The sequence below is a fragment of the Streptomyces umbrinus genome, assembly GCF_030817415.1.
GTDB lineage: Bacteria > Actinomycetota > Actinomycetes > Streptomycetales > Streptomycetaceae > Streptomyces > Streptomyces umbrinus_A.
In genome coordinates, this window is the sequence record NZ_JAUSZI010000002.1 from 10,364,037 (window position 1) to 10,384,085 (window position 20,049).

The 20,049-nt window shown below is 68.6% G+C and carries 15 protein-coding genes and 3 pseudogenes; 6 read left to right on the forward strand and 12 right to left on the reverse strand.

Translation table 11 applies throughout. From position 1 onward, the window contains the following. Window positions 1-31 precede the first annotated feature (31 nt). Window positions 32-552, reverse strand: a pseudogene (locus tag QF035_RS45935) (telomere-associated protein Tap); the annotation flags it as partial. 236 nt (window positions 553-788) lie between these two features. Further along, on the reverse strand, window positions 789-1,820 hold the full coding sequence (locus QF035_RS45940) for a transposase domain-containing protein (protein WP_307527906.1): 1,032 nt from the start codon (window positions 1,818-1,820) through the stop codon (window positions 789-791). A gap of 271 nt (window positions 1,821-2,091) precedes the next feature. On the opposite strand from QF035_RS45940, the gene QF035_RS45945 reads away from it, so the two are divergent. The 4 genes from QF035_RS45945 to QF035_RS45960 all read left to right on the forward strand — a co-directional run bounded on the left by QF035_RS45945 (window position 2,092) and on the right by QF035_RS45960 (window position 6,200). After that, complete coding sequence (locus QF035_RS45945) at window positions 2,092-3,726, forward strand: caspase family protein (protein ID WP_307527907.1); 1,635 nt, start codon at window positions 2,092-2,094, stop codon at window positions 3,724-3,726. 74 nt (window positions 3,727-3,800) lie between these two features. Next, complete coding sequence (locus tag QF035_RS45950) at window positions 3,801-4,169, forward strand: hypothetical protein (protein WP_307527909.1); 369 nt, start codon at window positions 3,801-3,803, stop codon at window positions 4,167-4,169. A 184-nt stretch (window positions 4,170-4,353) separates the two neighbouring features. After that, window positions 4,354-5,319: a trypsin-like serine peptidase gene (locus tag QF035_RS45955; RefSeq protein WP_307527911.1), complete on the forward strand. Its 966-nt coding sequence runs from the start codon at window positions 4,354-4,356 to the stop codon at window positions 5,317-5,319. Next, entirely contained in the window at window positions 5,316-6,200 is an 885-nt protein-coding gene (locus tag QF035_RS45960; protein ID WP_307527913.1) for a PGAP1-like alpha/beta domain-containing protein, read from the forward strand. Before QF035_RS45955 ends, QF035_RS45960 begins: the two co-directional genes overlap by 4 nt. Before the next feature lie 18 nt (window positions 6,201-6,218). Here the strand turns inward: QF035_RS45960 and QF035_RS45965 are convergent, their stop codons facing one another. Then, the gene (locus QF035_RS45965; RefSeq protein ID WP_307527915.1) at window positions 6,219-6,347 is read right to left on the reverse strand and encodes a hypothetical protein; all 129 of its coding nucleotides are present in this window, start codon (window positions 6,345-6,347) and stop codon (window positions 6,219-6,221) included. Window positions 6,348-6,527: 180 nt separating this feature from the next. Between QF035_RS45965 and QF035_RS45970 the strand changes: the two are divergent. Next, window positions 6,528-6,782, forward strand: a pseudogene (locus tag QF035_RS45970) (ISAzo13-like element transposase-related protein); the annotation flags it as partial. A gap of 9 nt (window positions 6,783-6,791) precedes the next feature. Here the strand turns inward: QF035_RS45970 and QF035_RS45975 are convergent. From QF035_RS45975 to QF035_RS46000, 6 genes and pseudogenes are all read right to left on the reverse strand, one after another. Further along, a complete protein-coding gene (locus QF035_RS45975) occupies window positions 6,792-9,944 on the reverse strand; it encodes a lantibiotic dehydratase (protein ID WP_307527917.1) in 3,153 nt (1,050 codons plus the stop codon). Then, window positions 9,941-11,185, reverse strand: a complete 1,245-nt coding sequence (locus QF035_RS45980; RefSeq protein WP_307527920.1) for a lanthionine synthetase C family protein — start codon at window positions 11,183-11,185, stop codon at window positions 9,941-9,943. The genes QF035_RS45975 and QF035_RS45980 overlap by 4 nt, the downstream gene beginning before the upstream one ends. 31 nt (window positions 11,186-11,216) lie before the next feature. After that, the gene (locus QF035_RS45985; protein ID WP_307527921.1) at window positions 11,217-11,909 is read right to left on the reverse strand and encodes a hypothetical protein; all 693 of its coding nucleotides are present in this window, start codon (window positions 11,907-11,909) and stop codon (window positions 11,217-11,219) included. 12 nt (window positions 11,910-11,921) lie between these two features. Next, a complete protein-coding gene (locus QF035_RS45990; protein ID WP_307527923.1) occupies window positions 11,922-12,152 on the reverse strand; it encodes an FDLD family class I lanthipeptide in 231 nt (76 codons plus the stop codon). Window positions 12,153-12,380: 228 nt separating this feature from the next. Further along, window positions 12,381-12,811 (reverse strand): annotated as a pseudogene (locus QF035_RS45995) (transposase family protein); the annotation flags it as partial. A 1,436-nt stretch (window positions 12,812-14,247) separates the two neighbouring features. Beyond that, window positions 14,248-14,547 (reverse strand): hypothetical protein, encoded by a 300-nt coding sequence (locus QF035_RS46000; protein WP_307527925.1) that lies wholly within the window; start codon window positions 14,545-14,547, stop codon window positions 14,248-14,250. Window positions 14,548-14,613: 66 nt separating this feature from the next. Between QF035_RS46000 and QF035_RS46005 the strand changes: the two genes are divergently transcribed. Next, window positions 14,614-15,696 carry a ferritin-like domain-containing protein gene (locus QF035_RS46005; RefSeq protein ID WP_307527927.1) on the forward strand — a complete coding sequence of 361 codons (1,083 nt, stop codon included), beginning with the start codon at window positions 14,614-14,616 and terminating at the stop codon, window positions 15,694-15,696. Between the two features lie 188 nt (window positions 15,697-15,884). Here the strand turns inward: QF035_RS46005 and QF035_RS46010 are convergent, their stop codons facing one another. Genes QF035_RS46010 through QF035_RS46020 form a run of 3 tightly spaced genes read right to left on the reverse strand, consistent with a single transcriptional unit; the run spans window position 15,885 to window position 20,049 of the window. Next, entirely contained in the window at window positions 15,885-17,201 is a 1,317-nt protein-coding gene (locus QF035_RS46010) for an Ig-like domain-containing protein (protein ID WP_307527930.1), read from the reverse strand. A 47-nt stretch (window positions 17,202-17,248) separates the two neighbouring features. Next, a complete protein-coding gene (locus tag QF035_RS46015) occupies window positions 17,249-18,328 on the reverse strand; it encodes a WD40 repeat domain-containing protein (RefSeq protein ID WP_307527932.1) in 1,080 nt (359 codons plus the stop codon). After that, window positions 18,325-20,049 (reverse strand): hypothetical protein, encoded by a 1,725-nt coding sequence (locus QF035_RS46020; protein ID WP_307527934.1) that lies wholly within the window; start codon window positions 20,047-20,049, stop codon window positions 18,325-18,327. The genes QF035_RS46015 and QF035_RS46020 overlap by 4 nt, the downstream gene beginning before the upstream one ends.

Consider the following 20,049-nt stretch of genomic DNA (forward strand, 5'->3'; position numbering starts at 1 on the left):
CCCTCGCCGCTGGACATGCATGTGCGCATCCGTGCCCGTTGGGGGTCTCGCACGGCGCGCAGTCGACCGGGTCCTTGCCCAGCGAGCCGTGGTTGTGCTCGGTGTGCAGCTTGCCGTCGGCGTCCGGCTCGGAGGCCCGGGTCGCCGGGTGCCGGGCGGTCATCAGCTCCAGGCCGGTCTCGGCGGTCGAGCCGGACGCGTGCACACCCAGCACCCGTGCGAGGCCTGTCGGCGTTAGCTAGCCGGGCCTCGCCCCAGTGCTGGGCGTCCAGCGCGTGCCACGACGGATTGCACAGCCGCACGCAGGCCCGCTCCGAACCGGTGGCTCCTCCTCCGCGAGGGTGGTGGCGAGGCCGAAGCGCTGCAGCGCTGCCTCGGTGAGCACGAGCAGCGGGCCGGCGCCCTTGCCCGGCTCGGGCAGCCTCGGTTGGCCGGGCTTCGCCTCGCGCAGTGCTCAGTCCACCAGCGCCGGGATTGACTTGGCGGGCACGTCCAGGACCGGGCCGCCGGGGAATACGCCAGCCCGTCTTCGACGACCGCCGGCGGCCCGTTTAACATCGCCGCCCTCATCCGCGACGCCGACACCACCCAGAGCATCGAAGAACGCGCCGAACGGCTGCGCACCGAGATCCGCCTTGCCGGTGGCACCGTCGCCGAGCCGATCCTCGACTTCGCCCCTTACGGCCCCGCAAGGTCTTGCCCCGGTCGAAGCAGGTCACCGCCCATCAACTTCACGAAGCAACGGGTGCTTGCCGAAGATATCCATGATGACAGCGTTCAGCGCTTACTTAAGCAGGATGCAGGAGCGAACGGATGGTGTGGTGGACGAGCAGGTGCCCCCACAACTCCTGCTCAACACCGCCCGGCCAGCGTGACCGCAGGACCGGCGGGGTGTCCCGCCGCAACATACCGACGGCTTCCAGAGAGGCCCTGATCCCCCACCGCTGGCGGTACAGGGCTTTCAAGACGGGCGTCGGGTGTGCTTCGTGGTCCACAAGGGTCGTGATCAGGCGGTGCGGAGGGTCATCGATCACCCTGACCTCGGTACGCGGCAACGCGGGCCCGCAGCGCAAGTCGCAGAGGTAGGAGCCGTCCGGCAGAACGGTGTGCTCCGGCAGTACGGGCCAGGGACCGGCCCGCCACAGCACGTCCGCTCCAGCGGCACGGATTGTGGGAAGCAGTTCCAGGGCGGCCAATCCGCAGTCGGCAAGCAGCAGATCTCCGCGTGTAAGGGTTGCCAGCAGATCGTGGGTGAGTACGTGCCCCGTCTCGGCAGACGGCTTCCCCAGCGCGGCCCGGGTGATGGCGTGACTGCCGCATTCCGCCAATGCCGTCAGATGCGCCTGCGGCAGGGCTGTAGATTCCGCCTCAGTGATCGACGGGTAGCTGTAACGGGCCCGGTTTTCTGGCGTGTCCGGAACGCCCACCGCTGTCGCGTCGACCGCTATCACCCGCCACCACAAGTACCGGGCACACCTCTCCCGTTCGGCACGCCGTGCCCGCGTAGCTTGCGCAAACAACGCGGCCAGCGGCTCTGGCCCCAAACGCACTCGAGCCCGGGAGATAGCAGCTGACGTGGGCACCGGAGGAGGGCATCCATCCTGCCGGGTCACCCAGGTCGTCGCCTCAGCCAGCATTCTGGCCACCTGCTCGTAACTGTGCTGGGCGAACAGGCACATGGCGAGGATGAAGTACACCACCGTGCGGGCGGGCAGAAGCCGGTTGCGCCGCTCGGTCCTACCGCATTCTGCGATCACGCGATCTACCGCCTCAGGCGGAAATGTACGCATCAGCAGTGCGAGGGCAATGCGGTCGGACAATCCGTCACTGGCCGCTGCCCTCAACTGCCCCGGCCGTGGCATCGGAGCACCTTCCGGTCATATTGATGAATGGCTCGCTTTAAGTCAGCAGTACCAATCGACACCGACTTGCCCGCTCCACGACAGGGGTAAACCATGAAAGCAAGCCGACACATTGGACCCTTCCTTCTACTGAACGGCGCATTGCTCCGATTTGGTTGCACTGCACGTCGAAGAATCGATTCTGTGCGGCAGGCACGGCATTCAGAAGAAACACAGAAAGGGATGGGCGATGACAGATCGCGCGTTGCTCATAGGCATCGATGAGTATCCGGATCCGCTGAACAACCTCAACAGCTGCGTCGCCGACACCGTGGCCTTCACCGACCTGCTCGGCCAGCTCGACTTCGACAGCTCCGGGATCCGCGTGCTGCACAACGCGGACGCAACCCTGGCGGCTACTCGGGACGGTCTTGACTGGCTGGTGGACGGGGCTCAGGAGGGGGACCGGCTGGTCTTCTTCCAGTCCTCCCACGGCTATCGCTACCTAAAGGGTGACGTCATGACGGAGGTGCTCTGCGCGTACGACGAGTTCATGGAGGACACGGAGCTCGCCGACCGCACCGCCCTTCTTCCCCAAGGCGTCCTCACCGTGGTCCTCGACTCCTGCCACTCCGGCGGAATGGAAAAGGCACTCTTCCGCAAGGGACTGCCGGAGAGCGTGCGCACCAAGGTGTTTATGCCACCTCGGGAGAAACTCCTGGAACGGGCCAAGTCCGTGTCTCTCGCGCGCGCACTGAAGCCCTTCGGCCGCACCACTCTGCGCAACGAGGCGTCCCTGACCCTGAACATGGCGCACGTCCCCAACAAGGCGCCCATGGCCAAGGGCGCCATCACAGGGGCCAACGAACTGAACGCGGTGCTCCTCACGGCCTGTCAGGCGGACCAGACGGCGGCGGCCGGCAGCGCCGCGACCAACTGGCTCTCGGCGTTCACCTACGCCCTGACCACGGAGTTGGACCCGTCAATTTCCGTCTCCGCCCTGCGCGACCGAACCGTGGCGCGCATCGAAGACCTCAATATGAGCCAGACGCCTTGCGCCTTCGCTCCCTCGGATCAACCGCACCTCCTCACCGAAACGTTTATCTCCAGGCAGCAGACAAAGAGCAAGGAGATGATCCGACAGGTCGAGGAGATGCTCAAAGAGGTGGCATACGCAGGCGGTGGACACAAACCTTCCGCTCCTGGAAAGGGCGAAGGAGCCTCAACGAAAAGTTACACACCGGAGGTAAAAGGAATGAGCACAGCAGAGCTTGAGAAGTCGGTCGGCGCGGCCACCGAAGAGATCCTTGCCGGCGTCAAGGCGGCAGGTAAGGGAAAGTCGGCCTGGACTGACCTCACGTCCGACCTGACCTACCGGCTGGACACCCAGACGGTCGCCGCCGTTCTCGCCCCCGCCATGGCGGCCGCGATCCCGGCCAACGGCAAGAGTTTCGCCGTGCAACCGTCCGTGGCAGACGCGGACAATCTCCTCGACAAGGGCTTCTGGGACTCCGCGGCCCGGCTCGCACGGGTCGTCGTACCAGCCGTCCTCGACGAGCTCACCAAGAGCGGCGGTCCCGCGAAGGGTCACACCAAGGCTGCCGACCCGCAGGAGGTGCACCGTGAGATCGCGCGGGCGGTCCCGCAGACACGGATGGGCGACCCGAAGTTCTTCGGGATCGTGGAGACGCTGATCGGTATCGCGGCGCCGATTGTCATCGACGCGATCACCAAGGACTTCAAGCCCAATGAGCGTCCCAGCGTCGGCAAGATCGACGTCGAGCTCCCGGCCGGCATGAGTGACAGGGAGAAGAAGAGCTTCTGGGACGATGCCCTGGACGTGGTCGGTACCGCGCTGCCGTACGTCATCCGCGCCATCGCCTGAGCGATCGGTGCAAGGGACGGCGGCCGATACAGAGGGCCGCCGTCCCTTCGGCATTCGGTGGAGGGACTTGCCCGATGCTCACCCCCGACGACGAGGCGGTCTACCTCAAGGCAGCCACTGATCTGGCCCGTCTGAGACCGCCCGACCTGTCCGACTTCTCCGCGCGCACGGTCGAGATCGCCATGCTGAAGGTCTTCGAGAGGAACGGCCCCCGGGAAGACTGGTTGAATGAATTCCGGGGCCGGATCAAACAGGCGAGCGAGAACACGGTTCGGATGGAATCCGTCGACCGTGCTGACTTCCCACACCCCCACGAGAAGAGCCCGGCCGCCTCGCATCAGCGACTGGTCGACATCGCGGCCCCGGCCGTCCAACTCTTGGTGATGGGCCCGTTCGACCCGCCATTTCGCTTCGTCTCCGACAACGGCCCGGAACGGAACTGACAGGTCATCTCATTCGGCGTGTTCGCCAGCCTTCCTGTGTGGGGATCGTCAGAGGCGGTCCCGACCCGTTTGCTCGACGGGGAATCCGCCTCGGGAAGCGTTTGTCGCACTCTGCCGTGACTCTTGTCGTGTCATCCTGGGGTTCGATCGAGTTCGTGCCATCGAGCTATGAAAAGGTTCTTAAATGTCAGATGAAGGGAATGCCGTCTCCGCTGACATCGCCGCTCGTTGGGCGGCCAGTGTCGACCAGGTCACCAATACAGCGGCAGCGCTACGCGAGCGCAACCTGACTCTCGCCAACGCCCCGGACGAGATCGACCGGCGTCAGCGGCGGCTATCCGAACAGGGACTCGACCTGGAGGCGCTCGTCGGGGACGACGACTCCGTCCGGACGAACTTCTTGAGCCGCGGTTCTACCGCTGCCAGATCGGTCGGTCGTGTCGTCAACGTGGCGTTGCGTCGGGATCCGCCCGTCCCACTCGCTACCGGAGTACTCGTCTCTCCGAGGCTGCTGCTGACGAACAACCATGTGGTACCTGGCGAAGTCGATGCTTCGGAAGCGGCTGTACAGTTCGGCTTCGAGATCGATGAGGCCGGCCGTGAATGCGAGTACGTGACCTACGCGCTTGCCCCGGAAGTGTGCTGGTTCACCGACGAAGAACTGGATTTCACCGTAGTGGCTGTCGCCGACCTGCACGGAAAGGCGCCGGGAGATGCGTACGGTTGGGTGCCGCTCATCGAGCAGACCGGGAAAGCAATCAACTGCGAGCCGCTGAACGTGATCCATCATCCCGGCGGTGACAGGAAGCGCGTCAGTATCCGGGAAAACCGGATGGTGGCCCAGGACGAGCTCTGGCTGCGATATACAAGCGACACCCGGAAAGGCTCGTCAGGAGCGCCCGTCTTCAACGATCAGTGGGAGATGGTCGCGCTCCATCGCAGAGGTATCAAACTGCTTGACGCATCGGGTGCGCCGCTCGCCCGGAGCGGGGAGCGCTGGACACGCGACATGGGCCCCGACGCAGCCGCCTACATGGGAAATGAAGGCGCCAGGGTGAGCAGAATTGTCAAGCGGTTGAGGGAGGCCCCGCTCGATGCTCCGATGCGGGGCCTGATCGACGCAGCGATCGAGGCGGGTGCAAGCGTATGAGTGCAACGTTGGTTTTGATCCACGGTCGCAAGCAGGAGTGGAAGAAGCCCCTTGAGCTCCAGCGCAAGTGGCAGGCAGGGCTGGCAGCAGGGCTTGTGAAAGCCGGCTTGCCGCCCATGGACGCCCCCGTGGTCTTCCCGTACTTCGGCAACTTGTTGCGCAGAATTACTGACGAACTGGCCCAGAGCCACGCGGACATCGACCTGGAAACGCTGCCCTCGGACCCCGACAGGCCCGGTCCGCTGCACCCCTACCTGGGGTCGGACATCGGCGTTGTGGAACGGAAGATGCTGCTGGACATGGCCGCAGGAGCAGGCTGGGTTCCTGGGAGCGATGACGATGGGCTGGAAGGTCTCTCAGACGTTTTGTCCTGGAAAGTCGCTCGAGATGCGCTTGACTGGCTCGCCCGCCGCACCCCGTTCGACCAGGAATTTATCGCCGCGCATCTGCGTGATGTGGCTGTCTATCTGACACGGGCCAGGACTCGGGTCCTTTCTCTGGTGAGGGAGCAGATCCCCTCTGACGGGCCTGTCGTCCTGGTCTCGCACAGCTTGGGGACTGTGGTGGCACGTGATCTGCTCGGCGACGCTGACCTGCGCGCCCGTACCAGACTGTGGGTGACGGCCGGCTCACCGCTGGGCATCGACGCCGTTCGCAAAAACCTCGGCGACCCGACCTATGAAGAGAACCCTGGAGTGGAATGGCTCAGTACCTACGACGTGAACGACATCGTCGCCCTTGGGCATCCATTGCGGAAAAAATGGGGCCCTCCGCTCGAGGACGTGAAAGTGGAGAACGGTGACGAGCCGCATTCGATCGAACGCTATCTCGCCCACTCACAGGTAGCTGGACCAATCGGCACAGAGCTTGCTTCCCCGTGACCTGTCTGCGGAGGCTTGCTACTCCCCGGTGGTCTCGTGCCTCTCCAGCAGCCGGTTCAGCTGATCGGCCCCTGGGCGCGTGTCGTGGTCCGTCATGTCCTGGCCCATCGGGTGGTACAGCAGCCACCAGGGAAGACAACGCGCCACCCCAGCTTGTGTAGCCGGGCGTCAGTGTTGTCAGGCGGGTTCCAGGCGCATGGTACAAGGGCATCAGACCTGGCCAAATGCGGCGCCGCGCGGCTGGACTACCAGTCGACGGGTCGAAGGGCTTGCTGATCTAGCTCTCATACCTCCGCTACTCACACCGAGCTCCCTGCGGGGTGGGGTGCCCGGGCCGGGCACCGCGTCAGTGCCGACACCGTCGTCGGCCTGCTTAGGGAGGAAGGCTTCAGCCTGCAGGCCAACGCCAAGACGATCGAGGGCAGCAAGCGCCCGGAGCGCGACGCCCAGTTCCGGTGTCTCAACGAGCAGGCACACAGGTACCGGGACGCCGGACAGCTGGTGATCAGCGTGGACATCAAGAGGAAGGACCTGTTTGGAGCGAAGGTATTCCCCCGGGGCGGGACTGTACGGGCATCGGCTCTGGCCCGGTCAGCCCGACTCCTTCGGGGACACGGGTGTCGACCAACGAGAGATGCTCCGCCGGGTGCGGGCGAGCAACCCGTAGACCAACTGCTCCTGCGCGCGGTCGATCCCGAAGAGGCGGTTGCAGTGCAGGTGGGTGAAGGCAGCGGCGATGTCGGTGGCCCGATCGGCGTACCTGAACCAGTCCGCTCCGTGAGGCTGAGCCCTGAGTGCGGAGGCGATCGCCGAACCTCGTGTCGCGAGGATGGACTCGACGGGCGGTGGCAGTCCCCGCGCGCCGAGCAGGTCGCGCAGCTCGGCCTTTGACGCGCGGAAAGCCGTGCCGGCGGTGTGGTCGCTGCCCCGGTCCATGGACTCGGCCAGTGACTGCCGGTCCTCGGGTGCCAAGCCGAGGTCGGCAAGGAGGCGGTCGATGGTGACGACGGCCAGGACCGCTCCGTTGAGGGCAATCCTGCGCCGTCCGATGCTTCGGAGGAGCCCCAGCACAGATGTGCTGTCGGCACAGAAGACGCATTCGGCGAAGTCGATTCCATCCGGCCCGCCGAAACGCTCGATCTCACGGTCGTAAGTGTCGAAGGCGAAACGGCTGATAAGCCCCTCGGCCATGTCTGCCTGGAGGCCGTGGGAGAGCTCGGCGGCGGCCGCGGGCCAGTGGCAGCAGTCTGTGAGCTTGAACCTGAGCCTCAGGTGCGAATCGGGGTCGCGGTAGCGGAGGAAGTGCCAGGCAAGGACGGTTCCGGACCGCAGCAATCGGCCGGCGAGGTGGTGAATCGTGCCAGTGATCAGGTCGTCGTGGGTGACGCTCGGCGCGTAGACCTTGACGTAGATCCACTGCGAGCCGGGACAGGCCCACCGCACAACCCGGTCGGCCGCCGTCGCGGCCCGTCCGTGCAATGCCGGCGTCCGATCCCGGTGCTCCGCGTCGACCGCATGTTCGGCGCGGCCCGGTTGCACGTTCCGTACGAAGGGGACGACGATCTCAGCCACCCGGCGTCCGTCCGGTCCGGGCAGCCAGGCCTGGTCCTGCGGTGGACGGTACTGCTGCAGAACGACCGTCCCCGACCGGCGCAGTTTGCGGCGGATCTCCTCGACATCCTCCGCCCGGTCCAGGTCGACGGTGACGTGATTGTCGTACTCGACCAGCCGCACGACACCGGGCATCCGCCACGCGGTGCGGAACTCGCGCAAAGCTGCGGGAAATTGGGCCCGCCCTTCCGCCGGGAGGAGCGTGGGGCCGAGCCGCCAGCGCGCCGAAGAGAGAACGACGGCTCCGCGTGTGAGTCGGGGCAGGAACGGCAGCCGATGTGCGGCTCCCCAGTCGAAGGACTGGAGGACGGGTGGTTGGCCGATTCGCAGTAGAAACCTGGCCAGTCTCGGTGCGCCGTCCCAGTTGACCATGTGCGGCGTGTGCAGCCGCAGCCGGGGCCCGCGGGATCCCCAGCGCGCCACCAGGCCGCCTTCCTCGAGGCAGAGGGTGATCTCGTCGAGCGGAATGGCTGGTGGGTCCTGAGGGTGTGCTCCGACACCTATCCTGATGATGTGTCCTTGCCGCGCCGGGCAGATGGCGACGTTGGCCGCGCGGGCCTGTAGCGGCTGGTAGACGAGATCCACGTCGATGCCGCCGCGGTGCGAGGCGGAGTCGGTGTGCGGCTCTGCCTGCAGCTTGTGATGTGCCTGCTCGCCGAGCAGGAAGAGAAAGCGTCCGAGCGTACGCCCAGCCGCCGACGAGCCAACGGCCGGTGAGACAACCAAGGCGAAGTCCCCGGCGTCAATGGACGCGACGTCGGTTGCCTCCACGGTCGCCATCAGTTCGAGCGTCGGGGGCAGGTCGCGCGGGTCCACGTCGTGCTCGAGGTGGGCCAGCATCCGGTCGTCGAGCTCGACGGTCTGGATGCCCAGTGCGAGCGCCCGCGCAGCCAACTGCACCAGCACGTCGTCGCGCTGCGGCGCTCCTGTGCCGACGACGGCTCCGGCAGGCGTCTCGCCACGGTCTTCCGGGAATCCGAGCCCCACGTGTGGATTGATCAACTCCAGCAGTGGTACTGACCGTTGCCAGCCGTAGCGCTCCTCGAACGCACGCTGGTACGCGACGAGGTCCGCGGGGCGTGCGGGCAGAGTCGATGTCCTCAGGAGCAGGTCCACCGCCTGCATGGCGGCGCGCGCGACCGAGCGGTGCAGCCCGGTGCCGGCGAGTTCAACCGTGGCGTCGGTCTGGAGCACCGGGGAGACGCCAGGCAGCACTCTCCGGGCGGCGCCTGTCAGGGAACGGCGCAGCGCGAGGCCGCCAACCGCATCGAGCGTGTCGCAGCGGCTCACCTCCTCGGTCAGCCATCGCAGCCACTGCGGCCGGCTGGCCGCGTCCGTAACATCTGCGAGCCGCTGGGCCAGGTACCGTCCGGGGTCGGGTACCGTCAACGCGGGCCGCAGATCGCTCTGCAGGACGCCGGCACGTCTCAGCCGCTCGATCAACACCTCGACTCGGTCGATCGGACTTCCCGGCGCGGCGGTGTCGACTGCCTCCAGCAGCCGCTCGTACGGCACGGTGTTCCGCGCCGCTTCGAGCAGTGCCAGCACCGGCGTGGTCGCCCGCAGCGACAGGCAGCCGGTCGGCCACGCCTCTCGCGTCGGTTCGCCTGCCGGCGATGCTGTGGCCGGTGGGTCCAGCAAGTACAGCCGCCCCGCCGACACCAGCACGGCGCTGTGGCATACGAAACCGAGTTGACGCCGCACGACGATGTCGGCTTCGAGCTGCTCCACGAGGGCGAGCAGCCAGCCCATGTCGAGGCGGGTGAAGGTCCGTCCCGGCATCTGCCGCACACGGAGATCGGTCCGGGACGCCCACGAGCCCAGCGCCACGCCGGCGAACAGGCCGTACGGCGTTGGCCGGTTGGACATGCGGTCGAGGTAATGCCGGGCCTTCACCGTGCTGTCCGGGGCTGGGCGGGGCGAGCCGGGGACCGCACCGACTCGGTTCGGTCCGTGGATGGAGTCCCAGAGGTCGGGGCTACCGATCCACAGCGCGAGGCTCACCCGGGGATCGGCCATGGACGGAGCGGTCATGGACAACCCGCTGGCCGGTTCGACCGGGATCAGGGGCGTCCGCACCGTAAACCAGTCCATGGGCCGGTACGGCCAGGGGCGGTGGCTGCGGCCGGTCATCGGATCAGGAAGAGCCGGTCCCAGCGCGGGGTGGGGCGACCGGCCGCCGACAGCAGCACGATCGCGACACCGGCGGCGCCGTCCAACAGGCCTGGAGAGTTGTCCGTGGGTGCGCCGACGTGCGGGTTGCGGCAGCCGAAGTGGCTGTCGGCGTCGAAGCCCGCGACCAGCTCAGCGAAGATCTTGTGCGCCTCGGCGACGAGATCGGCCCGGCCGCTCTCCATGCCCGTGCGATGGAGGATGTGGGCGAGGCCGGCGGTACCGTGGCAGAAACCCGGCGACATCAGCCGACGTTCCTTCTCGGGCCGCTGGCCCACGGCCGTACTCGCCCGCAGGGCGGCCTGTTGCAGCGCGGTATCCCGGAGAGCTCGCCCCGCAAGCAGCAGCGACCGCGCCACGCCGGGTGCCCCGTAGCACCAGGCGGCGTGCGCCGGCCCGGATGACGGATGGGCGTCGTCCACCGGCCAGTTCGGCCCCCACCGGTCGGTGACCCGGTGCGCCCACAGCCAGTCGGTGCCGCTGCGCAGCGCCGCCGCCGATCTGGTCGTCGCGGCCCCCCGCATATGCGACACAGCCAGCGCGGCAACCACTCCGGGCAGCCCGTGAGCGAGCCCGCAATCGACGGCGCGGCTGGCCGGTCTCAGCGGTAGCCGCTCCTCAGTCACACAGTTGGCCAGCCAGCCCAGCAGTTCGGCCCCGAGGGCCGACAGGGTGTCGGTCTCGGGTCTGCTTACCAGGTATGAGGCGATGCCCGCCGCGCCGCTGATCACGTCGACGTCAGGCGAGAAGAGCTCGCCCCGCGAGCGCCGCTCCTCCAGGAACCCGACCAGCTTGTCGGCGAGATTCTGATCGAGTGAACGCCTCAGCCTGCGGTAGCGAAGGCCGTCGCGGTTCAGAAGCAGAGCAGTGAAGGCGAGTCCGGTCACACCATCGGACAGTCCGATGGGTAGCACGCCGACCCGTTGTGCCGAATCGACCGCGGCTGTCAGGTGCTCGTGGGCCACCCTGTCCCAACCCTTGCCGGGCAGCGCCCGGTCAAGGCAGCCAAAGAGCATCGCCAGCCCACCGAAGCCGGTTGCTGTGCCGTGAGCCTGCCAGAACCACGGCGGGACGCCGCCGTCAGCTGCGGCTGTGCTGCGAATCGTCTCAGCCACCCGCACCGTTGAGGTGAGACGGCCAGCGATCCGCACCGCCGCGTCGACGAGCTCGGCGGGCGAGGCGACTGTGGGTGAAACACCCATCGGTGACGCGGACCGATGAGCCGAGGACTGGCTACTCATAGAGAGTCATCACCAAGGCCATATGGGCAGGCAGCGCGGCGGGGTGGTCGAGACGGCCAGTGCCGATCTCTGACAGCGACTGCGCATCGGGCTCCTGCCAGGACGCTGCGGGGCCGCTGTACTGCTCGAACAACACTTGGGCGTGGTCGAGCCGTTCACGAAAGAACGGGTTTTCGCCTCGCCGCGCCACCGCCTCGGCAACCATATGCCCGACGAAATCCTCCGGACAGGCGTCCAGAACTGCTCTCAATCGGGCCAACGCCGGTACCGGTTGGGCCAGCAACCCCCGGATGTACTGGGGAAACGTCTCAGTGTCAGGCTCACGCCCCAGATGGATCAGCGCGCGGGCGTACACCGTGGACACGTAGGTCGACACCAGGTCGTCCGCCGTAGAGCGGATCCGGAAGAAGGCCGTGACGTACTCCTCGCTCAAGCTGTCCTCCGTGAAGGCGGCTACGCGGCGCAGTGCCTCAGCGACCGCCTCGTACCGGTGGCACTCCCGGCGCACCGCGACCAGCATGCGGCCGAAGACGTGGTCGGGCTCCTGCTCGTCGGCCGCCGACGACGCCGGGAGGTTCAGCGGCGCGAGGTAGTTGTGGACCTCCGGATACAGTGGCGAAGTCGTGAGCGAGTAGCGCGTGATGAGTCTCCCGCGCTCGTACGGCGGGGTGGTGACGGCGGTCACGGCCGGTGCCGTTCAGCACACCGAGGTGGAGTCGCAGTTGCGAGTCAGCACCTGGGGATTGCTGCAGCGCACCGGATTGGTGGGGCAGTCACAGGTTCCACCGCATGTCACGGAGCACGAGAACTGGCATGTGCTTCCCGGCTCGGTGTTCTTGGGGCTGTTCTTGTCGCCATTCTCCGGCGCTGGCGCGGGCGTCGGCTCCAGCCGGATGTCAAGGTCGAAATCGTCCACTGTGGCGAACATGGCTCGCTCCCGGATCGTTCTGACTACCGAGGGTGGTGGCCCGGGTCGGCTCCGGTCGGCGGACAGCGTCCACAGCCCGATCACCTGCCTGTGCCCCCACCACCTCCTAGCGTCGCACAGCCGACTGGGCCCCGCACATGCAGCCGGGGCGAGCCGGCTCGGCCGCCCGATGCAGACCGGGCAGCCCATCGGAAGGGCTGCTCGCAGAGTCTGGGGCACTGAGCTCTCTCAGCGTTGCCGCTCCAGGGTGAGGCCGGCGGTGGCGATTGACGTCATTCGATTCGGGCTGCACTACGGGCGAGCGGAAGATCCGCCAGGACTTCAGTCGTGCGATGCCACGCTCGACCGGTGCCCGGGCTGCGGACAGCGCGTGGTTGACGGTCTGTTGGGTGGTGTGAGGTCACGACCCGGCGGGCGTCTGAGGGCCGTCGTCACCCATGGGCCGACTCTCATATGGGCACGGTCGGCGAGGACCGGGATGCCCTGGCGCTCACAAATCCGGATGATCCGGTGGGCGCGTGCCACGGTGAGGTTGTGCGCGCGGCCGGGCAGTGGGGGCGCGAGAACCACAGCAGCCGCCCGGCCGGGTCGGTCGCCACCTACACATTCACCCCGTGCCGACGGTGCCTGTGGGAGAAATCGGAACGGCTGCCGCCGACCGTCAAGATCCATCATCGGTATCGCCCCCTTAGACACGCTCCGCCACGACGCCGTGCGATGCGAGGAGCAGCGTACTGACGCGGTGCTGCCAACCGTGACACCGACCTCGGTGAGCGGGGAGAACTTCCTCCGCCTGACCTTCTGGCGCGACCGCGTCCTGACCTTTCACCAAGTACGCCTGGCTGACGCTGCAGCAGATGGTCTGCATCGTGATGGCTCGGGCCGAGAAGCTGATGATGTTGGCCGGTTGGCGCAGGCCGCAGGGCCCGGGCGCCGACGGGGACCTACGAACAACCGATACTAGGAGTCCCGCCCTTGTGGTCCGCGGCGGCCACCGCAGAAGGGTGGGGCTCCTGGCCAACCAGGCTCGATGTGGGCGGGACACCGAACCGAGAACGAGGCTAGCAAGCCATGCTTCCGAGGCGAACGAGAATGTACCCAACGAGCGTGTCTGGTACGTCGCTTGTCCCGCGTACGTGCCGTCGCCAGCCCGTGGGGGAGGCGGTTCTCGGAGTGGACACGCACCGGGATGAGCATGTGGCTGTGGTGCTCTCCTCCGTGGGGGCGGGGCTCGCCACTGGCGAGTTCCCAGCCGCCGCGGCTGGGTACCGCGATCTGCTGGATTGGGCCAGGAAGTTGGGTGCGGTGGGGCGGGCCAGGGTGGAGGGGGACGGGCTCCTTCGGGGCGTCGCTGTCTCGCAATGTATTGGGTCCAGGGGGACGGTTCGACGAGAACCGGCTCGACCGTACTGCTCGTCGCCGGCGCGGCAAGACGGACCCGCTCGATGCCCAGAACGCGACCCGGGGCGGTGCTGGGCGGTCGGGCCCGCGCTCGGGCCAAGTCGGGTGACGGGCCGGTGCAGATCGCCCGGTTGCGCATACTGGCCAGGGGATCGGCCGATCATGCATGGGCGGGAGGAGTTGGCTCGGTCGCTTCATCTCGGGGGTACGCCTGGGGGCGCAGACGCGGCGTAGAGCGCGGAACATGGTGGAGCTCCAACTGGTCCGTGGCTGGTCCGAGGACTGCGTGGATTTGCAACGGTTCGCGCCGGAGCGTCTTGGAGTGACTGCGTACAGTGGCTGAGGATCTGGGTTGTCTGGAGGGAAAAGCTCCCTCCAGACAACCGACTTGTAGCTCTAGAAGAACCCAAGTTTCTTCGGGCTGTATGAAACAAGAACGTTCTTCGTGTGCTGGTAGTACGCGCCTCGCAAGGCCGCTGACCTGTGGAAACGGCGGCCATTCGGTCAAGTCACAGGCAGCTGGTCCGTGTATGGCCCGGATCTTGGCCGGTCGTCGGCGAGGGCCCAGGAGGGGCGGTTCCCACGACAGGCCCCCGGACGCTCCCCGCCCTATGATGGGCGGGGCGGTGGAAACCGGGACTCGCGTTCGGGTCTCGCTCGCAGCGTTCAGGGACGGCATGTGAATCCCTCCCCCTCACCTCCACGGCAGTGCGGCGACGCCCAGCGTCTCCCGGCCTGCGTCGGGCTCCGGCGGGATATCCGTCGTTCCGTCGCCGCGGAGACCCTTGCCGGGATCGCGCTCGACGCCGTCCGCGGCCGTGGGCCGCTCCGCGTGGATCTCGCGCTGACGGGACTGCTGGACCAGGGCGATCCGCTGCCCGACTCGGACGACAGCGACTGCATCGAATCTGGTCGAGGCCCTCCGGCACTGCGAGGCCTTCCGGCACGCGATGAACGGTGGTGAGGAACGGATGAACCGCTGAGACGACGGCAATGACGGTGGGGTGGCGGCATGGTCTGATGATCGACTCCGGGGGACTCGTCCGTAAGGAGGCCGGTGGTGAAAGCCGTTGAGTACACGCAGAGCAACCGGATCGTCGAGCTGATGCGGCGGCCCGCGGAGCAGCGTGACGCAGAGTGGGTGAAGGACGCGGTACAACAGGCGGTCCTGCTGGAACTCGCCACGCTCCCGCCGTACCTGTGCGGCATGTGGTCGATCGACACCACGGGCGGAGGAGACACCCAGGTCTTCCGCGCCCTGCGCACCATCGTGTTCGACGAGATGTCGCACCTCGGCCTCGCCTGCAATCTGCTCACCACCGTCGGCGGTTCCCCTCGTCTCGCGGACGAGGCGCTGGTGCCGGCGTACCCGGGCCCGCTGCCCGGCGGTGTACGGCCCGAACTCACCGTCTTCCTGAGCGGCCTGACGAAGGACTCGGTCGCCATGTACGCGAGCATCGAGGAGCCCGACGACCCGATCGTGCGGGCGGTTCCGGCGTACACCTCGATCGGAGCCTTCTACAGCGCGATCCTCGACGCCCTGCGCGCGAGCTCGCACCTGATCACCGGCGGCCGGCAGGTGATCAAGGACATGTCGCACCACGGCTCGGGGAACAGCCTCGTGGCTCTCACCACGCTCGGCGCCGTCGAGACGGCCGTCGCGATCATCAAGGAACAAGGCGAGGGGACGTCCGTGTCGCCCCAGAACCCGCACCCGAACGAGGCGGCATCGGGCGAGCTGGCCCACTACTACGCCTTCTTGGAGGTCCTGCACGGACGCAAACTGATCCACCCGCCCGGCCATCCTGATGTGTGGGACTTCCAGGGCCCGCCCGTCCCGATGCCTCCTGCCCTCCCCATGGGGATCGTGCCGCAGGGGGGCTGGCCGCGGACGGGCCCCGGCGCGCCCGCCGCCGACGTGACGGTTCTCCTCGACAAGTGCAATCGCGTCTACAGCGACATGCTGCGGCTCCTCGAACAGGTGTGGCAGCAAGACGACCCTGCCCAGGCCGCGGACCTGCTGGACGACGCGGTGGTGAAGATGTTCGGGCTGAAGTCGCCCGCCCGCGAGTTGATGAAGCGTACGCTGCCCGACGGCAGCGGCAAGACTTACGGACCGGAGTTCCGTTTCGTGACTCCCTGAGCCCGGGCTCCCCGTGATCGGCGAATCCGTGACGGTGGACACCCACGTGCTCGCCGACACGGCGCTGCGGGTGGTGCGGTCGTCGGGTGTGCCGCGCGGTGTCGTGTCAGACGGAAACGTGTCTCCGGGCCTGTTCGGACAGCGGACCCCACCCTGCTGTTGTCCCCCCGGTCCTGCCCTGTCGCTCCTCAGGGTGTGTGCGCGCCTCCACGGACGTGCAGCGTCGTCATGCTCGGGCGGTGCGCGTCGTCCCCTTCGTAGGCGACGACGATCTCCTGATCGCCCTTCGGCGGGGCCGCCGTGCGCAGCGTCGCCAGGCCCAGCTCGTCCAGGAGGACCGTGCCGAGGGGCACCCCGTCCGCGGTGAACGTGACCCTGCCCCGGGGCGGGGCTCCGCCCGGGACGGCCCGGGCGATGCGGACCGTGAGGGCCGCAAATCCAGCGGTCGCGGTCGCGGGGGAGCCCTTCGGGGCCGAGGAGTACGAGCGGGTGCCCGGCGGAGCGACGACGAGGGTGCCGTCGCGCGTGACCCGGAAGCCGCTGCACACGCCGTGCGCGGTCCGTGGCTGGTAGCCGCTCGCGGGAGCGAGGACGGCGGTCAGTTCGCGGGGGTTGTGTGGCAGGCCGTCGAGGGCCGCGATGCCGACGAGGTCGCTGTCCGCTTCGGCGGCGCCGAGTGCCACGGGGAACCCGCTCACGACGAGGGTGCGTGTGCCGCGCCCGGTCAGGAAAGTGTCGCAGGACGGGTCGTAGTCGACGTTCCCGTCGGCGCGGACGGTGTACGAGAAGTCGGCGGGCAGACCGGGTGCGGTGTGGAAGGTGTATCCGGCGGCCGGAAGCATCGTGAGCCGGTGCACGGTGTCCGGGGACAGGAAGGAGCCCATGCCCGCGTCCGGCACGCCGACCGGCAGCAGGCCGTGGGAGAGGGACCGGCCGTCGACCGTGACGGTGCGTCCCTGGATCGTGAGGGTGCTTCCGGTGGCCTCGGCGACACCGGCTTCCGCGGCCTTCAGGGCGAGCTGGACCTGCCCGTCGGGTGCGACGGAGAAGGCGAGGGCGCCGACGGAGGTGCCCGCCTCGACCAGCAGCCGGTAGGTCGTGGAGGGCAGCAGGAGCAACTCGTGGACGCGGTCCGAGGACAGCGGACCGGCGCCCGGCAGCTCCGGCGTGAGCGGGTGGTCCAGAGCTCTGGCATCGATGGTGACCGGCACCCCTCGCACGGTGAGGTGGTGTTCGCCGCGGCCGTCGAGGAACGCGTCGTGCTCGGGTGCGAAGTCGAGGGTTCCGTCCTCGCGTACCTCGAAGGTGACGGCGGCCGTCGTGCCGTCGCCCAGACGCAGCCGATAGCCCGTGCCCGCGGGTAGCGCCACCTCCGGCGGCGGTACGGCGGCCCCGTCGACGAGGCCGTCCCAGGGGCTGTTCCCGGCCCCGGCCCCGGAGTCGTCCCGGGAGACCGAGACGAGGGGGAACGTCAGCTGTGAGGTGTCGATGGTGATGGAAGGCATCGGCTCTCCCGAGAAGGGGCGAACGGCTCAGGGCATCCGAAAGCTGCTCAGAACGGTGTGGTTCCCTGGATCTCCAGGCGCGGCACGGTCTCGATCCGGGTCGGCGTGCGGGCGGGCCGCAGCGGCACGCCGGTGATCCGCTCCCACCGCAGGATCCGCCGGTCCCAGCCGCCCGTCAGGAGCTCGGACCCGTCCCGTGTCGTCGTCATGGACCAGATGGCGGTCGCGTGCGCGGGCAGCGCCGCACCGATACGCTGCCCGGTCCGGTCCCAGCGGTGCAGAGTGCCGTTCGAGCAGGCCGCCGTGATCTCGCCGTCCCCCGTGAGCAGCACGCACCGCACCGGCGCCCCCGCCATGAGCGGCGCCCCAGCGGGCCGGTCCGCACCGCGGTCCCACCGGCGCACCGTGCCGTCCAGGCCGCCGGAGGCGAACTCCCGTCCCTCGGGGCCGATCGCGAGCGACTGCACCGGACCGTCGTGTCCGCGCAGCGGCTCGCCGAGCGGCGTGCCGGCCGTACGGTTCCAGCGCCGTACGGTGCCGTCCTGGCCAGCCGTGACGATCAGGTCGTCGTCGGGGGTGAGGGCCACCGCTCGCACCGCGCCGAAGGGTCCGCGCAGTGGTTCGCCGAGGGGGCTCCAGGTCGTCCGCTCCCAGCGGCGGACCGTGCCGTCCCGGGAAGCGGTCACCAGTTCGTGGCCGTCGCGGGTGCGGGCCAGGCCGAGGACCGGTGCCGCATGGGCGGCGAAGCGGTCGGCGAAGGCCGTGCCGGTCGTCCGCTCCCAGCGCCCCAGCGTGCCGTCGGCGCCCCCGGTGACGACCTCCAGGTCATCGGGCGTCAGCACCATTCCCCAGATGGTCCGTTTGGCGTGCAGAGCGAACGGACCGGCCAGTTGCAGCCCGGTCAGCCTCTCCCAGCGGAACATCCTTCCGTAACAGTCCGTGCCGACGATCTCCGCGTCGTCGGAGGTCAGCGCGATCACCGACACATCCGTGCGGATGTCGAACCCGGACCCATCGATCCGGGACGCCTCGGTCCCGAACCGCGTCATCCCGAGTGCCTCGGTTCCCGCGGCCTCGGTGCGGATCCGTCCCAGCCGGGGGAGCGGGCTGCCCCGCCCCGCGTTCACCGCTGCTCCTTCGGCGGTACGGCTCCGTCGAACGCGAGGGCGCTGGAGGCCTCGCCCCTCCCGGCACGCACACGGCGGCCTACCCACTGGAAGACCCGGCCGTCCTCACCGCGTGCCACCACCGGCACGCGGGTGACGGTCACTCCCGACCGGGGGATCTCCTCGTCGCGGAAAGACACCCGCTTCACCTCCGGCTCCAGGATCCGTCCGGCCGCCTTGACCTGCGGCAGCCGCGTACCGTTCGCCGCGAAGCGGGGAATCTGCCCGCGTCGCAGGCAGACGGCGGCCGATCCCGCCTCAAGGGGCACCGGCACGAGCGGGATCCAGTGCGCCGGCACGGGGGTGAGCAGTCGGTAGGCGAGCGCCGCCGGATCGGTCGGTGGCACCTGCGGATCCGCGTCCGATGGCTCGTCGGCGCGTACCCGTGGCCTGCCGGTGGCGCTCTGCACGACCCGTTCGATCGCGAAGCCCAGGTTGGCCATCTCGTCGCGGGCGAACAGCACCTCCTCGACGGCCGTGCCCTCCAGCCGAGCCGAAGCGGTCGGCAACAGCGGCAGCAACGGCGGCCCGGCCTTGCCGTCCTGGGCGTTCGTCAACCGGAACACCGACCAGGCGTCGTGCTCGGCCGGTCCGACCACCGTGGTGTCCTCGAAGGTGTCGACGACCGTGAGCCCGGAGATCCGGTGGAGCGCGCTCGTGGCCAGTTCCAGCGGGATCATCCAGTGGTCGTTGCCGTAGATGTTCGCGAACTCGACGACGAGGAGCCGGGCCAGGTCCGGCACCCCCGCCCCGACGGCGGGCAGATTGACCCGCGCGTCCTCGAACTCCCACCAGCGGTTCGCCGGCATGCCCGGATACGTGACCCGGGTGGGCAGTACGCCCTTCGCCGTGCCACCGGTCGGCGCGGGCAGCGGGGTCGAACCGGCGTCGAGGTCGAAGTGGTACGCGTCGGCGGCGCCCCCGGTGAACTCGGGGGCCGTCAGTGTCACCGCCCGCCCGCCCGGCTCGGCCGTGACGGCGAACCGGTGCTCGAGCCGCTCCCGGGCCCAACTCGACGGCACCGGTGCCCCGTACCGATCGGTGAACCACTCCAGCCACAGCTCCGCTGCCTTGTCGAACGCGGTCTGCTGCGTTCCGGAGAGCCCCGGAGGCCGCCAGCCGTCGTCCAAGTGCCCGGCGAGCGCGACCCCGTCGGGCACCCTGCCCGCGAGCACCGCGCGCAACGCCCGCCCGCCGGGGTCGCGCCGGAGCGGATCCTCCTCCGGTTGCGCGGGCGGCCGGGGCAGCGGCGCCTTCGCCAGCACCGCGGCGTCGATCTGCTCCAGGACGGTGTCCGACAGGCTCTGGGTGCGCAGCGTGTCGAGGAAGCGCCGCCCGGCCCGGGCGGAGGCCCGCAGGGGCAGCGCCTTCGCGGTCTCGCCGGGCGCGCCCCCCGCCTCCGCGAGGAACTCCAGCGGAACCCCCTTCGGCAGGGGGATCTCCGCCCCTCCACCCGCCGGGCGGAACGCGCCGAGCGGAGTGCTCTCGGTGGCGATCTCGCACCACACCGGCGAGCCGCCGTCCTCGCCCGCGAACTCCGCCAGCTGCCACTGCCGGGCGAGCATGAACAACGGGTCGGCCACTCGGGCGGCCAGCGACTCGTCGAGCTGTCCGCCGGTGCCGCTCGGCCGTACCACCGGCTCCAGGCGGTGGTACTGGTTGAAGGAAATGACGTCGAACAT